The 20822-nt window shown below is 45.9% G+C and carries 11 protein-coding genes; 6 read left to right on the forward strand and 5 right to left on the reverse strand.

The features are described from left to right. Nucleotides 1–19: 19 nt before the first annotated feature. The gene (locus Q0R52_RS13595; protein ID WP_295795208.1) at nucleotides 20–2668 is read left to right on the forward strand and encodes a TonB-dependent receptor; all 2649 of its coding nucleotides are present in this window, start codon (nucleotides 20–22) and stop codon (nucleotides 2666–2668) included. A gap of 348 nt (nucleotides 2669–3016) precedes the next feature. Then, nucleotides 3017–3301, forward strand: coding sequence for a helix-turn-helix domain-containing protein (locus tag Q0R52_RS13600; protein WP_295795209.1), 285 nt, complete (start codon nucleotides 3017–3019; stop codon nucleotides 3299–3301). A gap of 122 nt (nucleotides 3302–3423) precedes the next feature. On the opposite strand, the gene Q0R52_RS13605 is transcribed toward Q0R52_RS13600, so the two are convergent. Beyond that, nucleotides 3424–3669: a hypothetical protein gene (locus Q0R52_RS13605; RefSeq protein ID WP_295795210.1), complete on the reverse strand. Its 246-nt coding sequence runs from the start codon at nucleotides 3667–3669 to the stop codon at nucleotides 3424–3426. 45 nt (nucleotides 3670–3714) lie between these two features. Between Q0R52_RS13605 and Q0R52_RS13610 the strand changes: the two genes are divergently transcribed. The 3 genes from Q0R52_RS13610 to Q0R52_RS13620 all read left to right on the forward strand — a co-directional run bounded on the left by Q0R52_RS13610 (nucleotide 3715) and on the right by Q0R52_RS13620 (nucleotide 6632). Next, complete coding sequence (locus Q0R52_RS13610; RefSeq protein ID WP_295795211.1) at nucleotides 3715–4212, forward strand: hypothetical protein; 498 nt, start codon at nucleotides 3715–3717, stop codon at nucleotides 4210–4212. 66 nt (nucleotides 4213–4278) lie between these two features. Then, nucleotides 4279–5706, forward strand: a complete 1428-nt coding sequence (locus tag Q0R52_RS13615) for a TraM recognition domain-containing protein (RefSeq protein WP_295795212.1) — start codon at nucleotides 4279–4281, stop codon at nucleotides 5704–5706. Continuing rightward, complete coding sequence (locus Q0R52_RS13620) at nucleotides 5703–6632, forward strand: hypothetical protein (RefSeq protein ID WP_295795213.1); 930 nt, start codon at nucleotides 5703–5705, stop codon at nucleotides 6630–6632. The genes Q0R52_RS13615 and Q0R52_RS13620 overlap by 4 nt, the downstream gene beginning before the upstream one ends. Before the next feature lie 23 nt (nucleotides 6633–6655). Here the strand turns inward: Q0R52_RS13620 and Q0R52_RS13625 are convergent, their stop codons facing one another. From Q0R52_RS13625 to Q0R52_RS13635, 3 genes are all read right to left on the reverse strand, one after another. Further along, a complete protein-coding gene (locus Q0R52_RS13625; RefSeq protein WP_295795214.1) occupies nucleotides 6656–7033 on the reverse strand; it encodes a hypothetical protein in 378 nt (125 codons plus the stop codon). Continuing rightward, entirely contained in the window at nucleotides 7002–9749 is a 2748-nt protein-coding gene (gene mobF, locus Q0R52_RS13630; RefSeq protein WP_295795215.1) for a MobF family relaxase, read from the reverse strand. The genes Q0R52_RS13625 and mobF overlap by 32 nt, the downstream gene beginning before the upstream one ends. 514 nt (nucleotides 9750–10263) lie before the next feature. After that, nucleotides 10264–10491 carry a hypothetical protein gene (locus tag Q0R52_RS13635; protein WP_295795216.1) on the reverse strand — a complete coding sequence of 76 codons (228 nt, stop codon included), beginning with the start codon at nucleotides 10489–10491 and terminating at the stop codon, nucleotides 10264–10266. An 80-nt stretch (nucleotides 10492–10571) separates the two neighbouring features. Here Q0R52_RS13635 and Q0R52_RS13640 point away from each other — a divergent pair, with 80 nt between their 5' ends. Continuing rightward, complete coding sequence (locus Q0R52_RS13640) at nucleotides 10572–10877, forward strand: hypothetical protein (RefSeq protein WP_295795217.1); 306 nt, start codon at nucleotides 10572–10574, stop codon at nucleotides 10875–10877. Nucleotides 10878–11270: 393 nt separating this feature from the next. Here Q0R52_RS13640 and Q0R52_RS13645 read toward each other — a convergent pair whose 3' ends face one another. Next, entirely contained in the window at nucleotides 11271–20822 is a 9552-nt protein-coding gene (locus tag Q0R52_RS13645) for a SpvB/TcaC N-terminal domain-containing protein (RefSeq protein ID WP_295795219.1), read from the reverse strand.

The following is a 20822-nucleotide window of genomic DNA, read 5'->3' on the forward strand; positions in this document are numbered from 1 at the left end:
AAATGATAATATATTTTTTGTGAATGTTAAGTTATTTTGTACGTCAATCTTATTATTTTTATGCGTCAAAAGCATCGCACAAAATCTTACGGGCAAAATTACGGACGAAAAGAAAGCACCTCTCGAAAATGTCAATGTAATTCTTTACTCACTAAAGGATAATTCAATAGTCAGTTATACAACATCCGGCAAAGCGGGTACATTTAATCTGCAATATATCATTGGAATGGACAGTTTGCGCCTGGAAGCATCTTCCCTCGGCTTTGAAAAGCAAGCTATCATCATATCAGGTAAAACGCCCTCATTTTTAACTATTGCCTTAAAAGTGGCTGTCAACAATTTGCAGGAAGTTATTGTAAAAGAAAACGTCAAAGCGATAAGCAAAAGAAAAGATACAATTAATTATAATGTAAAGGCTTTTTCGGATAGCAGCGATCGGGTCATAATCGACATTATAAAAAAACTGCCCGGAATAAAAGTCACTTCATCCGGTCAGATTTTGTATAACAATAAAGCCATTAATAAATTTTATATCGAAGGAAAAGATTTATTGGAGAACCGGTATAATATTGCCAGTAATAACTTACCCTCACATGATGTCGAACAAGTCCAGATAATCCCCAACCATCAGCCTATTAAACTGTTAGACGGAAAACAATTTTCAGACCGAGCAGCAATTAATATAAAACTGAAGAAAGAAGCAAAACTGCGACTGTTAGGCATTGGTGATATTGGTGTTGGGTTGCCACATTTTCTACGGGATGATGATCTTGCGTTGTTAAAATTCAGCAAGAAAATTCAATTCATCAATACGATCAAAAGCGATAACATCGGGAACAATTTGGACCAAGAGTTAAATGACCAAAATCTGTCTTCAAATTTTTATGATAGCAAGAGTTCCAAACAGGACATTCTTTCTTTGGTTCATCCCGACTATCCGCCCCTTGATCAGAATCGGTTCAAATTCAATAACAATAATGTAGTAACAAATAATTATTTACTTAGCATAAGTAAGGTCTTCGACCTTAAAATCAATGCGGCATTTGAAAACGATGCTGTACTGGAAAACCCAAGCTCAATCACCACTATTTATCTTCCACACGATACCATCACGATAAAAGAAGATCAAGCCATAAAGAAAACATATCAAAAGCTGCTGACAGGTTTTGCGTTGGAAGCTAACACAAATAAAGTTTATTTAAAAAACACCATAAAACTACAACGAATATGGAGCAACGAGACGGATGCAATTGCGCCATCCGGCATATCGCAGTCTCTCAATAACCCCTTCACCAATATTATTAATGATCTGAACGCCATTCTAAAAGTTGGGGATAACACCATGGGTATAAACTCGTATACCGCTTATAATAATTTGCCTCAACAATTAAACGTTACCCCTGGATTATATAGCGACTCTTTAAATTCAAATCAGCCTTACAACGGATTACTTCAAAAAGTTCAGTTAAAAAACTTCTACTCAAACAATGCTGTTTCCTATGGAATAAAAAAAGGTCTTTTTTCTTTAAGTAACACAATCGGTTTTACGGGTGAATCTCAGACGTTAAGCAATGATTTATATAAGGAACAAGGTATGTTAACTGTACCAGTCGGTACAAACTATCAGAATTCAATCGAACGGACAAAATTCAAGCTGTATGATAATTTGGGCATCGCCTTTAATCAAGGTGCGTTTAACACCTCATTAAGTATAAAAAATAATTTCAATAGGGTTAGTAATAAGGGTAAAGAGGAAAATCAGGAATTGAATAAATTTTTCGTGAATCCTGAATTATCTGTCAGATATAAAATCAATAATTATTTGGAAACTGCCGTCATTGCATCTACCTCCAACACGTTGAGCAATGATGCAAATAAGAGTTATATCCTCATTGACTATAGAGATTTGGTAAGTAATGGTGGGCCTATAAATGAAAGCTTTAATAAAAATGCGTCATTTGAATTAGTGTACAATAATATCGTAAGGGGACTTTTTGCAAATTTTAACTTTTTTTATTCTAATCGAACATCTAATGTGTTAACGTACTATCAGTATACCGGCATACTGGCTGTGAGGGATTTCATCCTTGAAAAAAATTCATCAACTAATTTAAATGCCGCTTTTAATATAAGCAAGTACTATGATGATATTAAAACAACCATTAATACGAACCTTACATATACAGCGAATGAGTCAGAAGATTTTCAACAGGGCATATTAAATCATTTAAGGAATGAAAGCTATCTTTTAAATACTAACATAAATTCTACTATCTCTGATAAGGTAGCACTAGCACACTCCTTTAATTTATTGATTTTTAAGAACTCGGCAATGCAAGATCGTATTAAAATTGATTACAATCCTATTCTTACCATGAGGCAGGATTTGGCAATAAAGATTTTCTTATCAAAAAAGATACTCTCTAAATTTAATTTTGAACAGTACTATAGTAATGTCACGAATGTCAGTCACACCAATAACTTCTTTACAGATATTTCGTTACAGAAAAGTTTGCAAAATACTAAAGCTAATCTTTCCATTATTGTAACCAATATTTTTGGTGCCGGTCGTTATTCCAGTTACATGTACAATAACAATATCCTTGTTTCATCAACCTATCCATTACGGAATAGAATGTTGATGCTTAAAGTGAGTTTTCAGTTTTAGTCGGGATGGCTTAAGTTACTGCGGCATGGAGCGAACCGTTATAATTTGCAGCTTTGAACTGCCTGCAAATCCTCCAAAAAGTTCGAGATTTGTCCCGTTTCGTCTACCTCATAATCAGGCAGTTACAGTCAAATATAGCTACCTTTCTTTTTTTGATAAAACAATGTTTAAACTCGCGCTTTGTCCCGAAGGGCGACCAGCCTACCGCCGCCCCATGCAGCGATTTACTATCTAAAGATAGGAAAATTCCCTGACAAAACCTCCCGTTTCCACGCGCTTTCTCGATGACAACCCTCGAAATTTTACCGTTTCATTCGTTATATTTGCCTCACTGAACATTTATTACAAATGGATGACAAACTGATTTGCCTCGAAGAAACGGCCTTTTTTACGCTGATGGAAACAGTCTGTGGACGTTTGAAAGAGCAAAAGAATATCCTGCACGATAAGTGGATTTCCAGTGCAGACGCAATGCATCTTTTACGCATCAGCAGCCACAGCACCCTTCAAAAGCTACGGGACGAAGGAAAAATCCGCGCATCGCAGCCGGGCAAAAGAACGGTGTTGTATGACCGCGCCTCGATTATCGATTATTTGGAGGATTTCACCTATGAAACGTTCGATATGCCATGAACTACATTTATAGTTCATTCATCCCGCCGCCTACTTTTCTTTGCTTCCGCGGCAAAGAAGAGTAGCAAAAGAAAACGCAGACCCAAGCCACCGCAATTCTGATCTCAAATTGACTGCTGCTTTTAAATAAAATCCAGTACCATCGTTGGTTTGCCGAATTCGGCGAGTAATCCGTTTATCTGGTTCAGATTTCGCATGAGGCTTTCGTCCGGTTGCAGACGGCCTGCCTGGACCAAACGGATTTGCTCTACCCCACATATTCTCAACTGCGCACTTAATACATCAATATCGCAATCGCCAAGTTGATCCCAGGGAATCATCTGGTATGGCATCGCGAGAATTTGTGCTGCTGGTTTGTCGTTTTCCATTACGGCATCATATCACACCGCCGACCGATAATAAGTGAAGTTTTTATGACGGTCTTGCATCTTTCTTTTTTATTTAAAAATCATAACTTTAGGCAAAATAAACCTAAAGCAATGGGAAACGCAGTTGATGAAGCTTTAAACAGGATGAATGCCGACGAGCGTGCCTATGCTATTCAGACCATTGAGGACGCGCGGCGAACGATTCAAACGGCAGAATTGCAGAAAGGCTATTCTCCGACAAGTGACATTACCGCTATTGTTTCGCGTAACGAGCAGATCATTGAAGAGGCCAAACGCGCGATACCGGTCGAAACCATGAAGAGCGTTGACGAAATTTCACCGCCGCTCAATACACCGCCCACGCACGGCATAAGCAATTCCAACGTCATTGAACTTCACCCGGACATGCATTCCGACATTGAAAGCGTGCAACAAAGCGGCGGCAATAATTACCTCAACGAAAACGCCGTTGACCGCGCTTTGGCGCGTCCAGCGCAAGACGGTCAACAATACGACCAGCAGGAACGGGCTGTGGGCCGGTAATTTTTTTGCGCCTCCTATTTGGATTTTTCAGCGAATGAGTTATCTTCGACGTAAATCCTTTTCCTTATGCCCGCGTTTGATTTTCCGCTCGACCGAACGATTTATTCTTTCAACAACGACGAACCGTTTACCATCGCCGATGCCTGCGAAGGCATACAGATTTTTGGCGGTATCGGCTCCGGCAAGACCAGCGGCAGCGGCGAAGCGCTGGCGCGTTCGTTTCTAACGGCAGGCTTTGGCGGCCTTGTCCTGTGTGCTAAAAAAGACGTGCTGGAAGATTGGAAACGCTATACGCGGGAAACCGGCCGCGCCGAACAGGTTCTCATCTTTGACGCCTCCGGCGATTTTGTCTTTCCATTTCTGCAATATGAAATTGAGCGTGAAGGCGAGGGCGCCGGATATACGGAAAACCTTGTCCGCCTGTTCACCACGATTTATGAAACCCTCGATCAGGGCAGTAAAGGCGAGGGTAGTGATCCCTATTGGGACCGCGCCATGCAGCAATTGCTGCGTAACACTATTGACCTTTGTATGATTGCACGTGGCACGGTGTCCGTGCCGCTTATCCATGAGGTAATTTTATCAGCGCCGAACAGTATCGCCCAGGTCGATAACAATGAGTGGAAAAAGAAGAGCCTGTGCTGGAAGCTATTATTAGAGGGTCACATAAAAGAACTCGACCAATGGACGCAGCATGATTTCAACGCGACAGGGGCATTCTGGTTAGAGGAATTCCCCAACCTGGCCGACAAGACCCGCAGCAGCATCGTTTCGACGCTCACCACGATGATGGATATTTTCCTACGCCGACCTTTCCGCAGACTGTTCTCCGAAATGCCGGACGACAAGCGCAAAATCGCCTATCCCGAACTGACGCACCGGGGCGTGATCGTGATTGTGAACCTGCCAGTCAAAGAATTCGGCGAGGCGGGCAGGGCGGCACAGGTGGTGTATAAATATCTCTGGCAACAGGCCGTCGAACGCCGGGCGGCGACCGATAAAACCATTCCTGTGTTTCTATGGGTCGATGAAGCGCAGAATTTCGTGACCGAATATGATATGCAGTTTCAGGCGACCGCCCGCAGCACGCGCGCCTGCACCGTCTATCTCACGCAGAACTTACCCAATTATTACGCGGTGATGGGCGGCCTGCAAAGTAAATACCGGGTCGATTCACTGATAGGGAACCTGCAAACCAAGATATGGCATGCCAACAGCGACCCCATGACCAATGAAACTGCCGCCGAAACCATCGGCAGAAGCTGGCAGCATCACGAAACGTCCGGTGAAACCTATAGCGGCGATTCGTACAATGTCAGCAGCAGTAAAAATGAAAGCTTCGACTACGACGTTCCGCCGCAAATGTTCACCAAGCTACGCAAAGGCGGCGCAGTGAATGATAAGATCGTCGAAGCGATTGTTTTTCAGAACGGGCGTATATGGAACAACGAGCGGACGCATTTATTCGCACAATTTAAACAATACGTGCCATGAAGATCATTCCCCAACCGCTTTCAAACGAGGATATTGTCAGTAAATCCCGCAAGGTTACCGGGATAAACAAATGGGCACGTTCGTCGCGCACCATGGGAACCATTCTGCTATTTTTAGGCTGGCTGACAATTCCGTTTGAAGTGCTTTTTCGGCGGGATTTCGGCAGTCGCTGGTTCAACGGGGTAAGTTACGTTGCAGGCCTCGTTAACATTATCGGATTCTGGCTTTTGTCCGACGCTGTTTGGGCGTTAGAACAATATTTCTATCAATTTCAAAAATACATCAATCCGACGAAAGAAGGTGATTTGCTAACACTGCCAACTAATAATGTATTTGCAACGATTCTTAGCCTTTACGTTTATATGGGCGCATACCATCTTTTCAAGTCCAGCTGGCGTAGTCAGGTTGGAATTCCTGGACATTCGTTCGATGATGGAACATCGCGTTTTCGATGGGTGGGGAATATCCTGACATGGGCTTTAAACATGGTCGTTACGCCGATGCTGGTCATTTTCTGGTGGCTCATTCCGAGAAAGCAGCGCAAAGGAAAACCAACAGCAAATTTCATCACTGACCCGATTGCATTCACCGACATCATTGTTGAGCCCGCGCTGATAATGGCTTTAGGAATATGGAGTTTCGGCGTCCCCTGCTTCTGGCTCATCCTATCGGCCATTGCTGTGTTCGTTCATGCGCAGCGGAAGGAAATGGCAAGGAAAACAAAGGCGCTCGATTTTCAGGATAGTAAAGTAGAAGCGGAAATTATGCGGGAATTGCGGAATGGAAAAAAAGACCAGGTACTCGCAAAAAAAGAACCAGCAGCAATAGTGCCACAACCCCTAATGCGACTCGTCATCCAGTACCCAAACATTAATGTGATTATCGACGAACTGCACTCGGAAAAATGGACGAGTGGCAAAAACTAACGCTGACAAACACACTTCTTATGTCACCGTTCTTGAATGGCGATTCCCGAAACAAATAGTCCTTCTTCCTGCATGTCGTTACCCATATCGGCCACCACATAGCGCACGCGGTAGGCAACCAGGGATTCATACAGGGCGATAAGATTGCGTCCGGTGATCGTGATGTGTTTTTGGGGTGTCAGGATTTCAATGCCTGCCTCTGCATCGAACTGAATCTCCGTGACGTAAGAATAAGGGACAGCCTTACGCCCGCCATCCTGCAAGCGCAAATCAAGACAGGCCGGGCTGCCGCCGCGCTCTGTCGCAAAATAGATGCTGGTAACATGCTCGTCCGGTTCGGGCGGATTATTGCCGCCGACCAGTTGCACTCTACCTTGCTCTAACCGTTGTCTGAAGTCCATAATCGTTGAGAGTGTTGTGTAAATAGTTTTGTTGTTCCGGTGTTTTTTCATGCGATGGTTTAAACCGCGAAAGCCTGTTAATTTCCTGTACTTGCTCCTGCCTTTTCGCCATCAATTCAGTAGCTGAACTACGTTCTGCTGATTGGCTGACGGCATCGAGCAGCTGTTCTTTGTCATCGGTATAGATTGAAACGGCCTCCCGCCCGCGCGAGACGGAAACATAAAACTGTTCCGTCGAAGAGGCGTTAAACGTGGCGGAGCTTTGGGAAACAATCACTTTATCTGCGGTTTTACCCTGCGCGGCGTGGGAGGTAGAGACGTAGCCTAAATTGAAATGCCCGAACTCGGGTGGGATAGTCGAGCCGTTGGAAAGCGCAATATTACGATGATCGTCGAACCCCTGCACCTGAAAAACCGAACCATTAAACAAATGCGTGCCTTCGTTACTTTTGCCGTTCGCTGTGATGCGCAGCCTGTCGCCTTCGGCGATTGACAGCGGACGCGGCTCAAAGACTGTGAATTTGTGGGCTTCCGCTAATGGCACACTATAGTCCAAGCCGTTCCTATCGGCCGCAAACACGCCCGTTTCGTCTGTGCACATGACTTCCAGTTTGTTTCCGGCTTTAATACCTTTTGCATTCTGGTGAAAAGCTACGACATCACCCGCACGGTAACTTTCCGGCCGTTCTTTCTCGGCCTCGGTAAGCTGGCGGTTCTTTAACACGGTGAAACTATGATCTTCCTGCCCGAGCAGATCCTGCGCTTTTAGTTTCTCCCGGATTCGCCCGGTCACCACCTCGCCTTCGGCATGGGTCGGTGCGATCACCAGCACTTCCTTAGCCGGGCCGCTGCCGTGGGCAGCGCTGCAATAATCGTCGGCGATAGCACCGACGCGCTGCGCACTGTCTGTCATTTCATGAATCGCTCCCATGCGGTCGAGCTTTTTAAATCCCTGCTCCACCCGGCCATCCGATAAATCCTGCACCGCTTCTTTATAGGCCGTATTCTTCTGCCGTTGAATCTTATCGACCGTCACCGGCTTAATGCCGGTTTCCTGTTGGATAATACGTAACGCATCCCCGCGCTCGACGCTGGTATGCTGCTTTGTATCGCCGGAGAGGATTACCCGCGCGCTTTGCGCGTTAGCGATTTCCAGTATGCGGTTCATATCCCGGTTGGATAACATGCCCGCTTCGTCAATCCAGATCACCTGCTGTTTTAAATAGGCATGCCTGCCAGATTGCTGTATCAGCCGCGCGACGGTGTCGGCATTGTCAAACCCTTCGCTGCGCTGTACGCCCCGGCTGGCTTCGCTCGATGGCGCGAATGAAAATATCTGTTTGCCACCCTCGATGATGCCCTGCTGTACTTCTTTCATCAGGGTTGTTTTACCCGTACCAGCTTTACCGGTAATCAGGATAATCCCATCGGTTGAGGAAAGCGCGTGGGTGACCGCAGCCTTTTGCTGGTGATTAAGCAATGAATTTTGCGGCGCATAGTTTTCATGGATGGGGCGGAATTTGTTTCGCACGGCAATGCAATGCTGAATCAAGTACTTTTCTTCTTTCAGCGCCTCTTTCGTGGTGATGAACGTCCGCAGCTTTTCCGTAACAGAAAGAATATTTTCTTCCTGTTGGAACGCTTCTCGTACCTGTTTTTGGCTTGCTTCCCCGATGCCGGATTTGATGGCCGTTGCCAGAATCTCTTTATCGCTGGCGACCGATTTGCGTTCCAAATGATGGCGCAGGGAAAATTGCACCGCCCGCTGTGCGGCCTGCGTATCATTCCGCGCTATCGGTAATTGTTTCAGCTGGGGTAAGGCGGCGCGTTCGTCCGGCGTTAACCGGGAAAGCCAGGCGGCTTCTTGCTGCTCTGTAGAAAGCGGCTTGCGCTTGGCTTCCCGTGTTCTCGCGCCGACCTGTGATTTTTGCTTGTTATCGGTGATATCATGCTCCCGCGCGTATTCTTCGATTTCCTGCGTGCGCCGGGAGAATTTTTCTAACGTGCGTTTTTCCAGCCCGGCCAGCTCAAACCCATTCTTCGTCCGCGCGACCTGATACCCGGCTTGCTGTAAATTTTCTGCCAGTTTCGCGTGAAATATTGCCTCGTAATAGGACGCATCCTGCTTGACCTGTCGGAATTGCCCCGCTTTCCATTTGCTTTCCTGCTCGTCAAATGTCGCATTAAACACGAAACAATGGCTATGCAAATGCGGATCAGGCACCCCATCAATAGGTCGGGTCGTGAAATGCGTAAACTCACCATAAGCGAGATTTCCCCTCATGCGGTTTTCATCTTTTCCGTTCGCACGTACCCGCGCTTGCATGCCGGTTTCGATTTCCGTCATCGCATCACGCACGGCAGACTGAAATGCAGCGAGGATGATTTTTTTATCATCGGCACCCGCAAACGCATAGGCAAGGCTAACCGATTTGCTGGCATTAAACGTGAAATCATAGCCGACCGTGCGGTCGGTATCATTCCGGCCCGTCAGTGTTTGACCGGTGAACGGATTGATATTGTCGCACAAACGCGCGAACGATTTTTTATCGATGCTGCCGGTGAGGCCTAGCCGCCTGGCGGCACTCCCGCCCCAGCGGCCAATCAGCTCATTGCCCTCGCCGTAATAATCGAAGGCTGCTCCCTCCTGATAATATTGTTCGCAGTAATATTTCTTCGCGCCGGACGCGGATTTGTTCATCGTAATACGCAGCATGGTCAATCCATTTTCTGCGTAGTAAATTCCGGCTTTCCCGCCCGGATTTTATGGCCTGATATGGTGAACCGTGATGCCATCTGCTGCGAAATCCCCTCGGGTTTATGTCGAGGACAGGCTTATGCGCGGCGCAGCGCCTGGGAAATCGCAATCTTAGAAAGTATGATTATAGTGCTGCGCAATTCGAAGGATTGCGGGAATGGTCAACCGTGGCAATTGAGAGGTTGGTATACTCGGTGTGCGGGCGATTATCGTTCGCAAAACAGCGAAATGTAAATATCGGCTATATCTGACCTCAGATTCTCCGGTATGCGTGCCGGAGTGAAATAGTATAAATCTCCCATAACAGTGCCCTTTTCAGGATTCAAAGAATCTATCCTTAAAATATCATTCAGGCTCTTTCCGTCCTCACATAATCATCATAGCTAACGTCTAGAGCATTCAATTGTTCGTTAAAAGCAGACGAGCGCTCATAAAATGCGTCCATGGTTAATTTCAATTTTATCATAATACTTTATCTAAAAGTGCTTATATCTCTTAAAATCGTTATGCCTGCATGGTTAACCCACGGCTCCAATTCCTCTTCGTTAAAATAACGGGCGATATTTTTTTTCTTACCTGTCAATCGATGGTTCGTTCCCACACAGTAATATTTTCCGTTCTCTGATATCGCCGTAACCTTCAATCTTGGGTAATTCGCAGTGCCTACCTCGCAAACATTATCGTTCAATTTGTACTTCATGTGGAATCGTTGCTTTTTATAAAGCTAAGGAAAAATCCGTAATTACAATCAGCACTCAAATCTTAAACGTAGATTTGAGTATGAACGAATACGACTTGGACAAATTTATAAAAGGAATAACAGGGTTAAACTATGGACAGGTTTTTTCGGCGTTGCTTAATGAAATTATGAAGCTAGACAACCTTTATAACAGAATGAAACCTGGAAAAGTCCCTTATGATTTTGCGCAATACCGTGACCATGTAGGAGATTTTTATTTTTTTCTAACGACAAAGGTAGTACCCAAAGGAATAGGTAAGGCGGGAGTACTAAAATTTTTGCCTGTTATAAACTCTCTTATAAGCGACAAACAATTAGGGGACGATTTCCTGCAAGTACTTCAATAACAGGTAATGCCTTTCTCATAGAAACGGCAGGGCAGAGAGTAAGAATTTTTGGAACAGACGTCTTCCCTTATCGGGCTATAAAGATTTAAACATTTCTGTTGCTACTCAAAACGCAGACGGCGATCAAAAAGATTTATGTTATCTTAGATTAAATTTTTTCCGAAATTTTTTATCTGAAATTAAGCGTTTTAGCATATTTTCACAAGCTTCATTTTCTGTTTCAAATTTCTCGCAGTTTAGCATATGGCCTCGCTCGTCGTAATGAAATAAGAGCCATTTTGATTGCGAAAAAGTCAAAGCTATTGTCATGGGCTTTAATTGGCCATCCAATGAGTATTCGTCAGAAGATATCTTTAAGTTATCTAACTGCTCCTTAAGTTGATTTACATTCATTTATGGAAAAAATATTTCAGGCATAATTGGCATAACTGGTTCCGTGGGGGCGAGTGGTATAACTGATTCTATCGGAGCAACAGGTGAAATTGGTTCTGTCGGCAAAGTTGGTCTAATATATCCATTCTCAATTAAATGTCCAGCACGAAGGGTAGACCTAAATTGAATCCCTCCGGTCTTTTGTCCATTTTCACCAGCGATTTGGGATTGTTCTACATTAAAAGACTTTAACACCTCAAATTCTTCATATTTTGACGTGTTTGTTCCTTCTAATAAATTCCTTTGTTCTAAAGTTGTTCCTTTGGGTGAAAAATACTCGGACTCCGTACTTGTGCCCCCATACCTGGATAAAGTATAACCTTTCGCAATTTCTCCAGATATTGGCTCTGAAGCGGCTCCACCATTTACTGGATATTTAATTTGGGAGTTTCCAATTGCACCACTGAGAAGTTTAGACTCACTTTTTGGTAAATACGTCCGTTCATGTTCGGATACACCATCATCTAAAATATTTACCGTAAAATTTACATGTTCAACGCTTTTCTCTGCTTCTCGATCTTCTTTTCCGTTTGGATCAATCAACCGCACAGGATTGTCGAGCGTATAATTGTAAGGACTTAATCCGGGATATTTATCAACCATTGGATCAGCACTAATCCATTGGCTTTGTTGGGGGTTGTAATAACGCGCGCCGTAGTAGTAAAGGCCGGTTTCCGCATCCAATTCCTTAGCGTTGAATAAGTACGGGCTTGAGTACGAACTAATATGTTTATCGTAATACGTCTCGCCGAACGGAATATATTCTTCATGCTGCGATACGCTGCCTTGTGCATCGGTAACGTAGGCCGTGCTGCCTAAATGGTCGGAATGGTAGAAATATTGATTATTCTCAATTTTGGTGCGTGTGGTGTCCAAAAATCCATAACCGGCCTTTACCGAATCGTTCGTAGGGATCGGTTGCGCGGTTATAGGTGGCCCCGTTGGTGGAGGCGTCATATTTCCCGGCCATCCGGCAGGAGTTGCACTTACAGTGTCCACTAATACAGGCGGAGCGATATGACTGTTTACCGGCTCGTAATAGAACAGCTTATTAGTAGGTGGGCCGGGGGTCAAAGGTAATCCCTGAGTTTTGTAATAAGCGAGTCGTTCTGCTTCTATCGTCTTCGCACGAGCGATGTAATTTATACTGCCAGCGGAGAGCGCAGAAGGCGGCCGGGCTTGCGGGTTAGAAATATCCGTAAAAACGCCGTTGCCTATTTTGGTGGCAATACGCTGGCTCTCAATATAAATATGCTTGGTAAAACTGGTGCGCCTGCACACGAGGTAAGGGCTTACATAGACGGTGTAATTATCATAATGGTTGATGGTGCCTGCGATTGCGCTGTTGATATAGTTGGCCTGCACTCCACCGCTGCTTTTGATAACACGTTCGCCACTTGCATCGTAAGTATATAAACATTGCAATCCCTTATCAATAGTACGCTGTAAGCGGTTGTCCTCATCCCAGAAATTTTCACGCGTTTCTTTGGTGGTGGGATTGGTGATGGTACTTTGATTGCCGTTTAGATCGTAGGTGTATTTTCCGCTGCCGATAGTTATCGGCTGATGTACCGTGCCGGTATAGCTATAATCTTGCGAATAATTGCCGGATGACGGGTTAGTCGCATTTTGCTGTGTGCTTAGTTTCTTACTGGTGACGTTGTATAAATTATCATAGCCCATCGCCAGCGTGTAGCTTGCTGAATCCGCACCGTGAAAGCTCCCGTTGGCAGACACAAGCCGGTATAGTCCATCATACTTGTAATTTTGAATAGCGGTGCCACCCAACGGAGTTGCTGCAGGTTTAGCGTTATTGGCGATGGAAAGAATATTGCTCACCGCGTCATAAGCGTAACTATTATCCATCATAAACGTGCCGGAGGCCGTGGTCGCGGTCAGGTTGACCAGCCGTCGCCGCAGATTGTCATAGGCGTAATGGGTTTCCGTGCCATTGCCGTATTGCAGGTAAACCCGCTGTTCATATTCATCATAACCCAGCTGATTGACATATTTGTAAGACGCTTTTTCTTTGCTTCCACTAATGCGGTCTAAAGTGCCGCCGCGATTATAATGGTAGTTCACTACCTCGCTATCAGGGTAGATCATTTGGGTAAGGCGGTTCCAGGTATCGTATTTTTGCTGACTAACATAGGTGGTGTAAAAAACCGAACTCACCATGACCGTGCGTATTTGTTTGGTAACTTCTCCTAATTTTCCGTAGTAAAATTCCTGTCCGCCGGTAGCGTCTTCCTGCAATACGAGTCTGCCCGCGCGGTCATCTTGTAGCTGCGATTTTCCGGTGGCAGGCGAGCCATATTTATAGGTTACTTTATTTTGATACTGCTCAGGATAATCAATTCCACTCAGCCTTTCATACTCATATTGGTATTTGATGCCTCCATCTTTCGGGATGTCGTTCCTTAGTTGGGCAGTCGTCTTTTGGGTTAAATTCCCAGCCAGATCATAGACGAAACTAATCAAACCAGCGTCAGGGTAGGTCGCGCTTATTTTACGCCCAAGATTGTCGTACGTATATGTGGTAGCATTACCGCCGTTGTCGGTAACCTTGGTCAGTTCACTTAGTGCGTCGTAATCAAATTTGGTTACAATATCACTGGTCGGCCCACTCAATGCATGGTCTTCACGTTTGCGTCCGCGTACGTCCGTCATCGTTGCATGGCTGTTATGCAAGGCATCGGTCGTCGTCGTCACAATTAACCCGCTTGCAATCGTATAATCCATTTTGGTGGTGGCACCATCTGCAAGGACTTCTTTTAGCGGGCGGTCTAAAATATCGTAATCGATGTTGCTGGTCAGGTTGCCGGGCGAGGGATTAAAGTTTCCGTTGTTGCCGGATATAGGTTCTGTATTTGGATAATAATGGGTAACGGCGCGGCCAAAGGCATCATATAGAACCCTGCCCGAAATAGCCATTTTCAACTGATCGGGCTTATTTTTTCCGGTGTATAATGACACTTGTTTTTTGACTTGGATTGCCCTTCCCAAGCCATCCATAAAGGTTACGATATTTATGTCATTGGGAAAACCCTCATTGTCTTTTGCGCCGTATTGTGGGTCGAAATGATGAGTAATGGCATAAGGCACGTCGGCGTTCGGAAAATATTCAAATCGTATTGTCGTATCTCCTGAAGCCAACTCATAGGGCCCGGTAACACTGGTGATGCGGCCTACGCTATCAATACCGATACGCATCGGTTCGTTGTTCAGGCTCACCGTTTTAGTTGCTATCCCAAAACTGTAATTATAGGCACTCGTACTGCTGTATCCATAGGCGTCCGTCACTTTGGTGATATAGCTATTCACCAAATTATCGTACGTATAGGCATAAAACATACGCTTATTGCTGTCGTTGGTTGGGCGGGTAATTTGCGACAGGTTGCCGTAAGCATCGTATTTCATGTCATAAACGGCGCTGGTGCCGTCTGCCAGATACTGGCTGATCTTGGTGATGTCGCCAAAGCCGTCTATGACGGTGGTTCGTTTCCGTTTTAGGCCTTCGGTCGTATTAACAACAATGCTCGCCGGTATATTCTTGATATAGAGGGGATCGTTATTCTGATAGGTAACCGTCGCCATCACGAGATCGTTTGCCGTCCCGTCGCCCTGGTCATAAATGCTGGTTACGTTACCGAGATTATCATAGTCAAACTTGGTGGCCGTGCTTACACCAGCTGTAGCTTGTCCCTCATAAAAAAGCTTACTGGTTTGCACCAGGGCGGGAAATTGAACGCTATCGACCACTGTTCGAAGATCATATAGATTGTCCGTCTCCGTAAATTTATTGCCGTCTGCATCCTGCACAACCTCGCTTTTAAGCAATCCTTTAGCATAGTAAGCCGTAGTGATAAACTGCTGCACGGTGCTTCGGTAAACTGCGTTTTGTTTTGCAGTATTCAATTGGTTTGTGGTGACAGTGCCAAAGCCATAAAATTCCCGTTCGCGGCGATTATATCGACCATCCGCATAAGCAAAATTCGTACGCATGATGTCGACCCCATTGGCGTTCCCGGCGATACCGTCAAATACTTCGGCAGCATCTAATACCCATTTATTTTGCGGCATCAGGTAGCTGTTGCCGGTGCGCTTATAATCAACGGTAAAATATCCGCCCATCGGGCGGCGCACGGTTTTAAGCATGTTGGTGCGCCCGATGAGCGAACGTCTCACTTGCAAATCGCCGTCATTGTCCGAATGCAAAATATCCGGTAACCCATCGCCATCAATATCCATGATTTGATCTTTTTCACGTGAAACGCCGTGTGACGCGTTGATGGATGGGTTAATACAAATCTTGATAGGAAAAAAAGGAATGGGAATCGGGATGATGACAGTAAATGCAGCGTTTATAGATTCCCCTGTGGAAACGTTATTGTTGAAATCGGATAGGCTTGACCATGATATTTTCTGGTTAAATCCGCTGCCGGTATTTAATTGTACGCCGTCCGTGTAGACTTGATCTATCAGACCATCGCCGTTGACATCTGAAAGCATATAGGAGCCTGTTCCGGCGGATCTGTTCAGTCCGAATCCGAATACAAATGAACCTCCAAATAAGCTAAGCCCTTCTCCACCTTCAACGGAAGCACTGCTATTTTTGTCGATGGCGGCAAGGCCCCAATTTTCGGCATTGGCAAACTGATACCCTAGATTCAGCGCTACCAGTCCATTTTTATAGACTTTATCGGGTAAACCATCGCCGTTTATGTCGACCCATGTCGCGTCGGTTTCTTGCTTATTGCTGTTCGCGGAACCAGTCGGAAAGCCTAAAGATGCCCCGGAATTATCAGCTACTACGTTAGCGTTCTCGGAGGTTGTGTTTCTGTCTGATGATCTTAAAAATTCGTTGCCTAACGATATTCCAAATCCCGTGCCTTCCCCGGAGGCCCCGCCCATATTATGCGGCGAGTGTACATTCCCTTCAAGCGATCCACTCGGTTGGGTATATTGTACATTGTTTTCGTTCAACACATCGGGATAATGATCGCCGTTCATATCCATCATATCCAATTGCGTCGTATTGGTTGAGGACGAATAACTGGCGTTTGCCCCGAAGCCGAGCGTATAGCTTTTATTAGACGAGGTGTTTATTTTCTCCGCTGCCTGCAAAGCAGCGCCAGCCATTAAGCTGTCGACGGACACATCATGTAAAAACAACCGGGAACTGCTTACAAGGCCAGGGGCAACATACACGGACGTATCATTGCCTACCCACACGTTGCGCTTTGCATCCGGGTACATGACGACAAAATCCGCCCCGGTCGGATTTTTAAGTGTGTTCAGGCTGGTCGTGTCCGTATAAGCGCTAGGATCGGTGGGATAGTTTTGATACTGATTTGTATTTAACCTGAATTCATCAAGCGGCGCGGTTCCCCCTTTGCTCCCTTTAAAACTGAATTGGCCCCAGCCACGAAAGAATGCGCCCAGGTAAGGTTCTGCCGGATTTGTGTATAGGCTGGCATTGACTGTTTTGTTAACAGCTTTATGGGTGAGTACGGAGCCGACGAAGTAAGTGGAATCAACGGTGACTGCTGCCTGCAATTTCGTAAGGGCAAGCGCCATCGTGCGGTTGGTAGCCGAATAATCGAAATAATAAGGCTGGTTGGGGTTTAAAATCAGGCGAATGCTGTCGGGATTACCGGTGATAACGCCGCCGCTTATTTGCAGCGACTGCTTTGCATAAACCGTATCCCTCCCTTTGATGGTGAACACTATTTTACCCGTAGCGGATGCGGCACCGGTGATCTTTGCTTTAATGGCAACCTTGCCACCGGTTGACGTGCTAAATGGCGCGGCGGTAACATGCCAATCGTTGAAATTAATATTGTCAGGCGCGGCAAATCCTTCGATGATGGCTCCGCCCCTTGTGTTTGTAGCCGGTGAACCATCAGCAAATGCAGTGTAAACATAATGTATCGCCCAACGTGCTGCCGCTCTATCGATATAACTGTCCGATTGAACGTAGAATTTTAGCGTGTCTCCCTTATGAACGGTCACGCCGGATAGTATAGGTGCAGTGTTGGCTGTTTGGATTGGCGCATAAACATGCGTGAACACTATTGAGGTGCCAGTGCTGCTCACATCCTTAACAAGCAATCGCACGGAGTCGGATGTTTTGCTTTTCAAGAAGCTCCCATCAATTTTAACGGTGCCGTCCTTCGTGACGAACACACCCTTTTTATTATCCAGAATAAAATCGTCGGTTGCGTTGTAATGGGCGCTCATCCGATGGTTTGCGTCCGTCGCCGGAATCAGCGCGTTTTGATAATCGATGGTCGGATTCCAGCTAACGACATCGCCATTGCCATTATAAACGGATTGCACTCTGAAATAAATCCGCTGTCCTTTTTTGACATTAAGATTGGTGACTCCGGTTGGGTTTTTGATACCGAAGTCTCCCGCGGGAATAGCCGTACTCCACACGACATTGCCGCTTACCTGAATGCTGGCGCGAACCCCGTCTTGTTTTCGGTCTGCCACACCGGAACTTAGCGTATTTAGCAGCTGCACGGGAGCATTGATGGAAACCTGGCCGTCAAACGGGGCCTGCCAGACGCGAATAGCGTCTTGCAACGGAAAATTAGTTTCCTGCATCTGTTGCAATGTAAGGTCAGGGGCAAGAAATTGCTTATCGATTCCGCCCACAGGGCTGATAGGGCTGGGAGTTCGAGTACTAGTTAACTCAAAAACAGGATCGCCATTAGCATCCAGGTGGTTAAAGTAGACTTGACCATTTGAGGCAAGGTCGATCAATCCGTCTCCGTTAAAGTCTGCGAAATACTGATGAGTAGTATTTGTTGTCGTACTATGTTCATAGCCGACAAATCCATCAAAGGGAATCGCTTGGACGTTGAAAGATGAGGTCTTTGACTCACCGCCGCTGAAACTGCTTATACCATTGATTGGCCTTAAATCGCCGAAGCTATGATCCGTTAATCCTTTATTAGCTCTGTAATAAAGTATTCCATCTTTTTTAATTATCTTATCCGGTAATCCATCGCCATTAATATCAACCATGGTTACGAGGCCCTCATTGCTACCGCTTTGATAGCCTACTCCACCGCCGACAGATAAACGTTTATCATCTGTTTCGCCAAAACCGATAGTGACCGCTAATGATCCGCCGACAGCGCTTGATTTTACAGTACTCAATGCTGAACTTTCGTCGGTAAATCCGGGCACGGGGTTAATCAGATCGCCGTGAATATTGTCGTTCGCGGGACTCCAGTTTTCTGTGTTGCCAAGATAAGCCCTAGTACCGTTTCCCTGGTCGACATCATCGTAATAATCAAATTGATGCGTGTAAAACAGGTGACCTTTACCGTCGAGGACATTCACAACTTTCAGCAGCGTTTTTGAGAATTCACCTTCCCGGTAATCGAATGTATAGCTACGGATCGGCGCGTCTTTAAGGCTGATATCAATGCGGTCAAGCACGTTGGCCGTCACCATTTTAAACCCCAGCCGCCCACTTATTTCTATATCGTTTCGCTTGAAGACAGAATTACCGATATGGAACTTTACGCCGTAAAGGCCTTCGGTCGTGCCGTTGCCGGTGTAATTGATTTTATCGATGTATAATTGCGAGCCTTGCACTGTGCCACCCGTCACGCCCGGATGAAATTGTGTCGTATAAAAGTAGTGGACATAATTATTGTGCAGATCGCGTGTTTCCACCAATGCCCACTTCGCGACGTTGCCGGCGGCATCCTTGAGCACAGCACCGTCCACCAGGCCGTTTTCCCGTGTGCCGCCGTAGCAACTTCTAACACCGTTTTTGTTGGTCACTTCCCACCAATAATTGGCAGGGCTATTTCCATGACGGATGATCTTTTGAAAACTTCCTTCCACACGCGGATGAAATTGCCGCTCGGCCACTCTTGGTACGAAGTCTGTGCGGTTTGCCAGCGGCGCAAGTTGTTCGCCATTCATTGTGTAGGTTTCTGTTTCCTGTGCGGCATCATAGCGGGGAACACCCCAGCGTGTATCAATATCGATCGCCGGTATCGTCAAGTTCCAGCCTAAACCCAGTATGCCGTTGCCACCCTCATTATTGTACTGAAGATTCAAGTTGGGTTGCAGGCCCGCACGTCCTTTGGGTAGTTTTATTGGAAATGACAATAACGTGCTGCCCATCGCATTGGCAGTTGGGGGAGCGATCATTTCAATTTCCGCCGAAGGGTCGGCAGCTTTATAATCTTTGATGGATGTCGGCGTGTAACCCTGTGTTTGTGGCGATTCCGGCACTTTAATGATACCGGCTATCATGTCGGTAAAGTGGGTGGTGACGGCTCCTACAACGTTATCGGCTGTTTTCGCGGAGTCTGGTGGCAACGCCACCCATGTCCGTGTTATTTCTTCGAAATAAAAAGTGTGAATATCCGCCTTAGTATAACCGTCGGGTAACAGGGCACTGTCAATCGGCAGCTGCAAATGAACGGGTTTGGTAAATTTACTGCCATGCGGTAAAAAACGATAGGCTTTAGCGCCACCGGTTACATTAACCATATCGATCCCGACAGGCGGCAAATCCTCGTCACGAAGCGCCGTGATAGAAACACGGGCGTTTGACGGCAATGCACCGGCCGGAATAGTCACCGCCGCTTTCGAGTAACGCGTGCTTAGATCGAGGTATAAATCGGCTGACTTTTTATAGACAGCTTCCTTGCTGATTCCCTTCTTTTCCGGAACAAAAGAGAGGTCGGCCTTTTTACGCGTATTGAAGTTCACGTTGCGGGTAACGATTTTGCCGGATTGTAGAACCGCCTTCAGCGTGACAGTGAACGGGCCTGTGTCACCCGCAGGATTAACCGCGATGGCTTCAAATTCTCCGTTTCGCACTTCAACCGGTTGATCGTTACAAAATAGTCGGGCGGGCTGATTGAGAATCCCGGTTAGGTAGGCTTTCGCTCCGAAATAACCAAACTCCGGCATATTGAGTGTGATCGCCTCTTTGTCCGGGTTATCACCAATCACCAGGGCGACGTCGTTGACCTCGTAACTAAAACCGGCATTCGCGGGCAGACCAAACCGGATAACATTATCGCCCTTGTGCAGGGCCGTTGCAGAAACAAACTCCTTCTGATTCGTCCATTGGTCATTTAGTTGAACAAAATACCCGCCGGTGGACTGGGCATCATTAATGCTTCGCGCAATTGCGGTGTGATTGGCGACTCCTTTTAATTTATATTGGAGACTGATTGCTTCATTCGCCAAAGGCAAATGCGACAACCAAATATGAAAAACATTATCATAGGCATTATCGAGATGCAGTTTATTGGCGACACCGATCTCGCCATGCGGAATATCGGCACCGTATTTTAGCAGTCGTTTTTTAAAGACTGAAACCGGATGGGTGCGTTTCAAAACCGGGTTAGGGATAACCGCGACCTGTTTCGTTGGGCGCTGTATTTTTACCGGTGCATTGTTGTTGATACGAGCTGGCAATAAGATTGCGAACAACCCATAAAATAAACAATGTAAATGCTTTCCCAT

It is taken from the genome of Mucilaginibacter sp., assembly GCF_025359345.1.
Lineage (GTDB): Bacteria > Bacteroidota > Bacteroidia > Sphingobacteriales > Sphingobacteriaceae > Mucilaginibacter.

Excerpts from the sequence above, each read along its gene's own strand:
- Q0R52_RS13620 (WP_295795213.1), top strand. The coding sequence starts at position 5,703 with ATGAAGATCATTCCCCAACCGCTTTCAAACGAGGATATTGTCAGTAAA.
- Q0R52_RS13645 (WP_295795219.1), bottom strand. The coding sequence starts at position 20,822 with ATGGGAAAGCATTTACATTGTTTATTTTATGGGTTGTTCGCAATCTTA.
- Q0R52_RS13635 (WP_295795216.1), bottom strand. The coding sequence starts at position 10,491 with ATGAAGTACAAATTGAACGATAATGTTTGCGAGGTAGGCACTGCGAAT.
- Q0R52_RS13625 (WP_295795214.1), bottom strand. The coding sequence starts at position 7,033 with ATGGACTTCAGACAACGGTTAGAGCAAGGTAGAGTGCAACTGGTCGGC.
- Q0R52_RS13640 (WP_295795217.1), top strand. The coding sequence starts at position 10,572 with ATGAACGAATACGACTTGGACAAATTTATAAAAGGAATAACAGGGTTA.
- Q0R52_RS13605 (WP_295795210.1), bottom strand. The coding sequence starts at position 3,669 with ATGGAAAACGACAAACCAGCAGCACAAATTCTCGCGATGCCATACCAG.
- Q0R52_RS13610 (WP_295795211.1), top strand. The coding sequence starts at position 3,715 with ATGACGGTCTTGCATCTTTCTTTTTTATTTAAAAATCATAACTTTAGG.
- Q0R52_RS13600 (WP_295795209.1), top strand. The coding sequence starts at position 3,017 with ATGGATGACAAACTGATTTGCCTCGAAGAAACGGCCTTTTTTACGCTG.
- mobF (WP_295795215.1), bottom strand. The coding sequence starts at position 9,749 with ATGCTGCGTATTACGATGAACAAATCCGCGTCCGGCGCGAAGAAATAT.
- Q0R52_RS13615 (WP_295795212.1), top strand. The coding sequence starts at position 4,279 with ATGCCCGCGTTTGATTTTCCGCTCGACCGAACGATTTATTCTTTCAAC.